Here is a 9397-nt window from a genome sequence, read left to right as displayed (position 1 = left end):
AAACTTAAAGGTTTTTCCAAAAGGTTGCTTTCTTGCCAAGAAAGCTTGGACTTGGCTTTCTCCTTTTGCGATATCCAGACCAATGACTGGATCCATACTTTATCACATCTCCTTTTACTGTATTTGCCGGCAGCCCCTGACTATCTTGTAGTTTCATAGCTTCGCTTGTTATTCGGGGTCAAAGCCCCAACCAGCCTCAAACATGTTTCTACAAGTAGGGGGTGGACAGTATAACGGACGGGATCCTTGTCCCAAGGGCGCGAACGTCCTACCCCGGCTACCTAAAGAATAACCTATTAAAAATAGGCCAACCAGATATATATTCTGGATGACCTTATAATACGAAAGGTCGCGATTGTAGAATAAAATTTAAATCAGCCGATTCCTTAAAAATTGAGGGAATCAGGCTTTTTAGTTTGAAAATTTCTTAGTATACAAAATTACAGCATAATGTTTGTACTCCCCTTCTATGCGTCATTTCCGATGACAAAAAAGCAACAAATTAAATGAAAATTAACAGTATCAAAAGGTAAATGATAATTATGGTGCGTTTCAAAATAAATTTCCTAAGCTTTTGAAACCATAAAAATGTTGATTTTATAGGGTGTATGTTTTCGTACCAAAAGGTGTACCTTTTGAAACGACCAAAGATTTGTAAAGGAGCATGTAAATTAATAAACGATTGTAAACGGTTTTCATTATGTCGATCTATGTTGAAGTATAGGAGCTATCCCGCAAAAAGTTCATGAACCTAATTTTTATTAATCCTTGGGGTTCATCAGCTGATATAGGTGTAGAAATAGGTCGTAGTGTGGATATTATCGTGCCTTTGAGTCCCACGTTGAGGAAATTGTGCAGCAAATTCGCGGATTCCGTGCGAGACAGGTCGGTTAATTGAATGGTATGGCAAATGGGTGTGCGAAATGAAGTGTCTACCCCTTCGAAGATAACATTAACCATTGACATACAATGAACATCTGGGTATAATTTTTAAAAAAAAGGACCGAACGGTCTTAAAATCACATAAACTTGATGACACCGGAGGGAAGACATGCGAAATACAAAAGGTGAAAAGACGAGAGCGTTCATTGTGCAAAAGGCGTCGCGTCTGTTTAACACGCGTGGGTACGCGGCTTCGTCTATCTCTGATGTTATGGCAGAAACGGGATTAAAAAAAGGAGGTATCTACAACCACTTTGAGACGAAAGAGGATTTGATGCGAGGCGCATTCGACTTTGCCATTCAAGAAATGGGCAACGAATATATTAACGCAATCGCTCGGCATTCGTCATATGCAAACAAATTGGTGGCAATTGTGGATGTTGTTCAACGCGTGGCAGAACAGGAATTGATGCCAGGTGGTTGTCCGATCATGAATGCGGCAATTGAGGTAGACGATACGGATCCAATCTTGCGAGAAAAAGCGCAAATGGCGATGGACGGTTTGCTCAACCTCATCCGTTCTATCGTTCGAGGAGGTGTAACGTCTGGCGAGTTCAATGAAACGCTTGATGTTGATTACGTTGCAACGGTTTGGATATCCACGCTAGAAGGCGCGCTTATGTTGAGTAAATTGTATGGGCAAACGAAACCGATGGCATATGCGAGGAAACATCTTAAAGACTTCTTGTCGCACCAAATTTGTCGTAGTTAATACGACATTTTCTTATTCCTAAAAACAGACCGAACGGTCTCTGAAAGGAGGATTAAATGAAAGCTGGGTTGGAATATGTGTTAAACATGATTAATGGAATCGTACCGCCGCCGCCAAGCTCAAAATTCCTTGGGTACAGCATATCGGATGTGTCCGATATGCATGTGGAGATTGCGTTTACGGCGGACGTAAATATCCATGCGAACCCGATGGGTACACTTCATGGGGGTGTGCTTTCCGCTATTGCAGATACCGCGATGGGACTTGCTTATGCGACAACACTTGATGAGGATGAGACGTTCACTACGATTGAACTAAAGATTAACTATTTGAAACCAGTGTGGAATTCAACCCTATGTGCCGTGGGAAAGGTTGTAAAAAGAGGGCAAATGATAGGGTTATTGGAATGTGACATATTTGATGAGCGGAACAAACTTGTGGCACGTGCGAGCAGCACGGGTATGGCGCTCCAAGGTAAGAAGGCGCGGGGGAGATGAAGTCGAGTGGCTATCATGAGAAGGACGGAAGATATTTTTTTATTATGGAGTGAGATGGAATGATTCGAGCTGGAATCTATGGAGCATCTGGTTACATGGGTGCAGAAGCACTCCGTGTGTTATTAAGGCATCCAAATGTTAGTGTGGAGTGGGCAACAAGTAGAGGGGATACTAGCATTGAAGTTTTCAATAAAAACTTTTTTGGAAGAGGGATTCAATATACTCATCCAGATGATATCACGCCTTGTGATGTAGTTTTTGTTTCAGTCCCTAGTGGGCTGGCAATGGACATTGCAGCAAAATTTTTATCTCAAGGAGCCAAAGTGATTGATTTTGGTGCTGACTTTCGCTTGAAAAACAAAGGGGATTGGGAACGAGTATACAACAAAACGCATAGTCAATGGAAATTGGTATCTGAAGCGGTCTATGGAATAACCGAACTACATCGAAAAGACATTAAGAGTACGAGACTTGTCGCAAATCCTGGGTGTTTCTCTTCATCAACAATCCTTGCACTTGCACCACTGGTGAGGGAAGGGCTCATTGATTTAGATAAAATTGTTGTAGACGGTATGTCAGGAACGATTGGAGCTGGGAATGAGCTAGATCGTGCTCTTCATCATCCTGAAATACATAATAATATTTTATCCTATAACGTGGTGAATCATCGGCATACCTATGAAATGAAACAGGAATTATCCGCAATTGCAGGACAATCCGTCCACGTGCACTTCACACCCCATTATGTGCCGATATCAAGGGGAATATTGACCGTAAATCACTGTTTTCCCACAAAAAGTGTAAAAAGAAAAGACTTGATAGAACTTTATCAAGAGTTTTATCGTAACGAGTTCTTCGTTAAAGTCATCGATTTGCCCTCCAATACGAATGGTTCGTGGAACTATGCCCCATATCCTTGGGTATCCGCAGTATCTTCAACAAATTTTTGTCATATTGGTTTGGACGTTGATGAATCCAGAGGTAGAATCGTTGTTCTTAGTGTCTTGGATAGCGTAGGAAAAGGTGGAGCATTGGTTGGGATTGAAAACATGAATGTTATGTTCGGCTTGGACGAGACAACAGGTTTAGATACATTTGGTATTCATCCGTATTAAAAAGGTGTGTATCGAATGAGATATCAAGAGCTTGTCTCGATAGAATCTTATTCATAAAGGAGATGAATACTGTGCCAAAATCGACACTGAACGACCATCCTACTGTTAAGATGTACTACATGAAACAGGAAGCTGTTCAAGGAATCGGCGGTGCTCCTCTAGATACGCAGTGGTTGCGGGATATATGTCTGCAAGCAGGAGCAGACGATGTTGGATTCGTCTCTATCAGCCGAACTGAACTTGATGACCAGCGCAAAGAGATTATAAGTCTGTTTCCCGAAGCGAGAACACTGATTAGTTTCGTCTGCAAAATGAACCGTGAACCATTGCGTTCGACCGTCAGGTCCGTTGCCAACACGGAATTTCATCATGTTGTCGATGAAGTGACGCATATTGGTCATCAGATCGTAAAAGAACTTGAAGCGCAAGGCATTAAAGCGTTGAATCCGCCGGCGGGGTTCCCGATGGAGATGGAAAGCACCGGAAAAGCATGGGTCATCTCACATAAACCGATCGCGGTTGCAGCTGGACTCGGACAAATCGGCATCCATAGAAATGTCATTCATCCCAAGTTCGGCAACTTTATTTTGTTAGGTACGATCCTTACGAATGCGGATTTGACTTCAGAAAGTCGGCCCATTGATTACAATCCGTGTTTGGAGTGCAAATTGTGCGTGGCCGCCTGCCCGGTCGGAGCCATTGGCGCTGACGGCGACTTTAATTTCTCCGCCTGCTATACGCACAATTATAGGGAATTTTCCGGCGGCTTCACCGATTGGGTGGAGAAGATTACCGACAGCAAAAATTCTAAAGCGTACAAGGCCAAAGTGAAGGACTCAGAAACAGCATCCATGTGGCAGAGCCTTTCTTTTGGGGCCAACTATAAAGCAGCCTACTGTCTGTCCGTTTGTCCTGCAGGAGAAGATGTGATTGGTCCGTTTCTTGCCGACCGTAAGAAATTTTTCCAAGAAGTTGCCAAACCGCTACAGGATAAAAAGGAAAAGATATATGTCGTACCGAATTCCGACGCCGAGGATTATGCAAAAAAGCGTTTTCCTCATAAACAAGTGCGGCTGGTGAGCAACGGCTTACGAGCGAAATCAATCCAGGCATTTTTGGCTGGGCTTCCCCATATGTTTCAAAGAAATCAAGCCAAAGATTTAGCGGCAACCTATCATTTTACATTTACAGGAGAAGAGGAGGCTCAAGCAACGGTTGTCATTCAGAACAAAACCATTTCTGTGAAAGCGGGACATATCGGGGATGCGGATTTTCAGCTTATTGCGGACAGTCGAACATGGATTCGGCTGCTGGCCAAAGAAACCGGGATGTTATCAGCTTTCATGACAGGTAGAATTCGCACAAAAGGCCCTTTAAAGCTGCTTAAGGCTTTCAGCAGGTGCTTCCCGTCATAAAAGAAGAGAAGATTTCAACAAAAAGGCGCAGACATTCGGCTTCACGCTGCCCCTTGCTGACAACATGCACAGATCGGCAATTGAGCACGCGACGGAGGTCGACGAGTTTGAAGCCGTCGGGTTGAAAAAGCCCCCAGTGTCGTCGTGCGACCGCCGCGTGTCGCGCTCGCGCCTGTTGCCATGGAGTGCAAACTCGAACGTGACTTTACGGTTGGCGAATTTGACGATCATGTCGTTTGGGGCCGTGTCGTTCGCTTTCATATCCGTGACGATCTCTATGACCTTGAGAAGGGCTATGTGGACACAGCAGCTCTCACGCCGGTAGGTCGTCTTGCCGCTGAGTACACTCCCATCGAAAACATTGGATCCTGAAATTCTCAAGGCTCACGAGGGCTTGCGCATGCATCGCATCGATGGCCGTCCCAGCGATTGGGCCGCCGTGAATCAGAAGAACTGGTCACCTTCTGGTAGCGTAATGGAGGAGTAGATTTTATGGCTACCAATAATGATATCCCTGGTCTCTGTAATTGTACAAAATTAAGGCGCGCGGCACGCCATATTACGCGTTTCTATGACACCTGCTTGTCGGAGGCGGGATTGCGCTCTACACAATTCTCCATCTGAGGATATCTTAAACATCGTGGTCCGAAGACGATGCTGGAACTCGCTGAACTCATGACCATGGACCAAGCAACGATCGGGCATAAACTTCGGCCGTTGGAGCGGGACGGCCTGATAACGATTCAGGTTAGTGAAACCGATCGGCGTGCCAGAATTGTATCGATTACCGACGAGGGGCTCAAGCGTATCGAATTGGGAAGAGCGGGATGGGATCGCGCTCAGGCTAATTCGAGCGCCAGTTAGGTGCAGAATATGCAGCATTCATGCGGCAAATGATGGATGAAGTGGCGAGCTTAAGCTTTGACATCAAATGAGCCGCCGACGTTTGCAATACGGGTTGGGTACAAATAGTATCCTCATGCGAGGAATGAAGATACGCAATGATATGTGCTACATCCAGGGATAGGGATGAGCCGCCTAATACACCGAAATCCTGAAAAGCATATTATTGCGTTATCAATTACGGGCATATAAGACGAAATAGGTCGAATTTAAAGGTTGTAATAACCTAGTAGCTGTCATAAAAACAGCCTAATACTATTTGAAAAGAAGGGAGAAAATATGTGTGGTATTACAGGATGGGTCGATTGGTCAAAAGACCTCTCGAATCAGCAACCGATTTTAACAGAGATGACAAATTCTGTTACTCATCGCGGCCCTGATAAAGATGGATTCTGGTATTCAGAACGTGCTGCATTTGGCCACCGGCGTCTCATTGTCATTGATCCAGCGGGCGGACTGCAGCCAATGGTTTATGAGGATAGGGAAAACACAATTGCTTTAACTTATAATGGTGAACTTTATAACTATCTTGAACTAAAAGAAGAGCTAAAAAGCAAAGGTCATGTTTTTAAAACAAATTCTGACACTGAAGTGATTCTTCACTCATACATAGAATGGAAGGAAGAGTGTGTCAAGCAGTTTAATGGAATTTATGCTTTCGGAATTTGGGATGAGAAGCGAAAGCAATTAATGCTTGGGCGTGATCACTTAGGTGTAAAGCCGTTATTCTTTGCCAAAAGGGGCAGCTCCATTATCTTTGGCTCAGAGCTTAAAGTTTTGCTTAGCCATCCTCTTGTCGAAGCGAAGATTGACCGTGAAGGCCTTGCTGAAGTTTTTGCGCTTGGACCAATGAGAACACCAGGAAAAGGGGTTTTCAAGGATATCGAGGAAGTAAAACCTGGTCACTATGTAACGTTTACAGCTGACGGCTTCCGTAATATTCAATATTGGAAATTGGTAAGCAGAAAGCATACTGATGATGTGGAAACGACGGTATCAACCATCCGTTCTATTCTTGAAGACACTGTAAAACGGCAATTAATCGCTGACAAACCACTTGTGTGTATGCTTTCAGGCGGATTGGATTCCAGCGGATTAACAGCTATAGCGGGTAAGAACTTTCGGGAAAAAGGCAAAACACTTCACACTTATTCCATTGATTTTGAAAATAATGATCGCGATTTTAAAGGTGATTTTCTTCGCCGAGATAAGGATGAACCTTGGGTTAGGCGGGTGTCTGAGCATGTAGGAACCGAACATCATTCTGTAGTATTTGATGCGAAAAAGCTTGTAGAACATTTATTAGAACCCATGAGAGCTCGTGACCTGCCGGGTGTAGGTGAATTCGAGACTTCCCTTTACTTGCTGTTCACAGAAATAAAGAAAAATGCAACAGTTGCGTTGTCCGGAGAATCTGCTGATGAAGTATTTTCAGGTTATCCGTGGTTTTATCAGGAAGAGTTTTTAAATGCTGATATTTTCCCATGGCTCGTCAATCTTGGGTTTACTTCTGATGTGTTAACTGAAAAGATCAAAGAAAAAATTAAGCCTGAAGAATACCGTAAGCAGCGATTTAAAGATGCCGTTACAGAAATTCCATTTCTTGAAGGTGAAAAAGAGATTGAGAAAAAGCAGCGACAAATGTCGTACTTATTCATTACCCGCTTTCTTCCATTTATGTTGGATCGAAAAGACCGGGCCAGCATGATGACAGGGTTTGAAGTACGTGTACCATTCTGTGATTATCGTCTTGTTGAATATTTATGGAATGTACCATTTAACTTAAAAAGCATTGATGATATTGAAAAAGGAATTTTGCGCCGTGCTTTGAAGGCGTATCTTCCTGAAGATGTCAGATACCGCAAAAAAAGCGCTTATCCAAGCACAAAAGATGAGGCTTACTTGCAACTGATCAGTAAGTGGATGCTTGATATTCTTGATGACACGGAAGCGCCGATCCGCCAATTAATAGATGTGGAACGGGTACGCACAATTGCAGAGGGCAAAGATGAAAAAATAAACGGTGATAGTGCCCGTGGAATGCTTGATTATTTAGTGCAAATTAATTATTGGATAAAAGAATATGATATTAAAATTGAAATTTGAATCTCTCGGGCTGGCGTTTGCCAGCCTTTGCTCTTTGCCAAATGTTATTAGTATCATAAAAAACGGCAAATAAGGGTAATAACAACCTTAAAATAATGAATATCATAGATTTTAAAAAACATAAGTAAATTTAAGGAGAATTACTGAAATGAAAAATTTATATTTATCCTTATTAAAAACACCGAGCGTCATTATTGGTTTAATAACTGCAATTATATTTCAGGTATTATTTAGCATTATCTGGCTTACAGGATATGATCATGTTACTGACCGCATTGATCAATTTAAAATTATTATTGTAAATGAAGACTCTAAAATAGGAGCACAAGTAGCAAAGAATTTAGAAGAAAACTTAAAATTTAAAATTACTCAGTCTTCAGTCTTAAAAAGTGCAATGGATAAGCTAGATGATCGTAAAGTTCAAATGGTAATCTATATACCAGAAGATTTTACTTCTACGCTTCAAAATAATGAAAAAATGGCGAAAATCATTTACTCTTTAAATGAATCAAATCCAAGTATGTTAAAAAGTGTAATGCAAACAGTTGAGGAAAAAGTAACTAGTACGATTAATAAGGAATCGGTGAAGTCGGGCTTACAATTTACTTTTGAGCAAATGCATGTACCTTCTAATCAAGCTATTGGATTGTCTCAAGGACTATCAGAACGTGTACATCCTGTTGTTAACAATATTAATAAAGTTTCAAATTTTTCAAGATTGATGGTTCCTATGATGTTAGTAATGGCATCCTTTACAGGTTCAATGCTATTTATAATGGAAATGAACAAAGCTGCTAAAGCTTTCAAGATTTTATACAATCGTTGGCAAAGGTTTGGGGCAAGAGTTCTTTTAATTATTACGGCTACCATCCTGATTTCTACCATTGGATCTATTATGGTTTATGTAATGGGCGTACATTCTCATCAAGGGTTTATAACAATGTGGTTTTTTCAAATGATATATGTACTAACATTTCTATTCCTTGCCCAGGTTCCATTTTTTATTGTGGGTGATGCAGGTGGATGGGTAAATATTGCTATGTTATCTATTCAACTGTTATCATCTGGTTCAACTATACCAAGGGAGTTATTGTCAAATTTTTATCAAACTGTAAGTAACTTTCTACCAGCAACTTATGCAGTTGACGGAATCATGAAACTGGTTACTGGAGGTCCATCCATTTCTTATGAGATAATTATGCTTTGTAGGATTTTAATGGGAATTATCGTCATTACATTAATACTAGTGGCTCTACAATGGGAAAATAAAAAAGAAAAAAGTTCAAACTTAACAAATGTATAAAAATGGTTTTTATAAACTTTTAAAAACGGTAAAATATCAAAAAAAGAGGTACAAACAATGAACATACAAAATGTTATTTTGATTTTTGTCCGAAGAACCAATGAGCGGCTATGATATTAAAAGGAAAATGGAGGTATCAGTTGCTCACTTCTTTGATGCTTCTTTTGGAGCAATCTGTCTTCCATTACGGCCTGTTCTAGCTCTTCTAAGTAGGCTTTTGGTCGTTCTTTCTTTATTTGTCTTACAAATTTATTTTTATTGGCGTTCGCTTTGATGTGAGTGGAATCTGTCATGAGAGCGCGCCCGCCTACCATGCGGTGTTCCTTCGCCTGGCGTACAATTTCATCAAAGATTTCTTCAAAGATATTGGTATGGAGGAACCGAGTACGGCGGTTCCAACTGAT

General features: G+C 41.5%; 7 protein-coding genes and 2 pseudogenes. 7 read left to right on the top strand and 2 right to left on the bottom strand.

Going from position 1 to position 9397, the window contains the following annotated elements; genetic code table 11:
* The first annotated feature begins 1051 nt into the window (after window positions 1-1051).
* From H540_RS0120395 to H540_RS0120380, 4 genes are all read left to right on the top strand, one after another.
* Window positions 1052-1654 (top strand): TetR/AcrR family transcriptional regulator, encoded by a 603-nt coding sequence (locus H540_RS0120395; protein WP_028402169.1) that lies wholly within the window; start codon window positions 1052-1054, stop codon window positions 1652-1654.
* A 56-nt stretch (window positions 1655-1710) separates the two neighbouring features.
* Window positions 1711-2151 (top strand): PaaI family thioesterase, encoded by a 441-nt coding sequence (locus H540_RS0120390; RefSeq protein WP_028402168.1) that lies wholly within the window; start codon window positions 1711-1713, stop codon window positions 2149-2151.
* A 59-nt stretch (window positions 2152-2210) separates the two neighbouring features.
* A complete protein-coding gene (argC, locus tag H540_RS0120385; protein WP_028402167.1) occupies window positions 2211-3266 on the top strand; it encodes an N-acetyl-gamma-glutamyl-phosphate reductase in 1056 nt (351 codons plus the stop codon).
* Between the two features lie 71 nt (window positions 3267-3337).
* Window positions 3338-4681 (top strand): SCP2 sterol-binding domain-containing protein, encoded by a 1344-nt coding sequence (locus H540_RS0120380; protein ID WP_028402166.1) that lies wholly within the window; start codon window positions 3338-3340, stop codon window positions 4679-4681.
* Here the strand turns inward: H540_RS0120380 and H540_RS33475 are convergent.
* Window positions 4676-4942 carry a hypothetical protein gene (locus H540_RS33475; protein ID WP_155891095.1) on the bottom strand — a complete coding sequence of 89 codons (267 nt, stop codon included), beginning with the start codon at window positions 4940-4942 and terminating at the stop codon, window positions 4676-4678. The two genes, H540_RS0120380 and H540_RS33475, sit on opposite strands and share 6 nt — an antisense overlap.
* A gap of 381 nt (window positions 4943-5323) precedes the next feature.
* Between H540_RS33475 and H540_RS35640 the strand changes: the two are divergent.
* The 3 genes and pseudogenes from H540_RS35640 to H540_RS0120365 form a co-directional block, all read left to right on the top strand.
* Window positions 5324-5545, top strand: a pseudogene (locus H540_RS35640) (MarR family transcriptional regulator); the annotation flags it as partial.
* A gap of 318 nt (window positions 5546-5863) precedes the next feature.
* Window positions 5864-7690: an asparagine synthase (glutamine-hydrolyzing) gene (gene asnB / locus H540_RS0120370; RefSeq protein ID WP_028402165.1), complete on the top strand. Its 1827-nt coding sequence runs from the start codon at window positions 5864-5866 to the stop codon at window positions 7688-7690.
* Between the two features lie 148 nt (window positions 7691-7838).
* Window positions 7839-8993: a YhgE/Pip domain-containing protein gene (locus H540_RS0120365; RefSeq protein ID WP_028402164.1), complete on the top strand. Its 1155-nt coding sequence runs from the start codon at window positions 7839-7841 to the stop codon at window positions 8991-8993.
* Between the two features lie 152 nt (window positions 8994-9145).
* On the opposite strand, the pseudogene H540_RS30415 reads toward H540_RS0120365, so the two are convergent.
* A pseudogene (locus H540_RS30415) lies at window positions 9146-9397 on the bottom strand (IS5/IS1182 family transposase); the annotation flags it as partial.

Origin of the sequence: Ectobacillus panaciterrae DSM 19096 (assembly GCF_000430785.1) — a bacterium.
GTDB classification, from domain to species: domain Bacteria; phylum Bacillota; class Bacilli; order Bacillales; family Bacillaceae_G; genus Ectobacillus; species Ectobacillus panaciterrae.
This window is presented reverse-complemented; position numbering and strand designations above follow the sequence as displayed.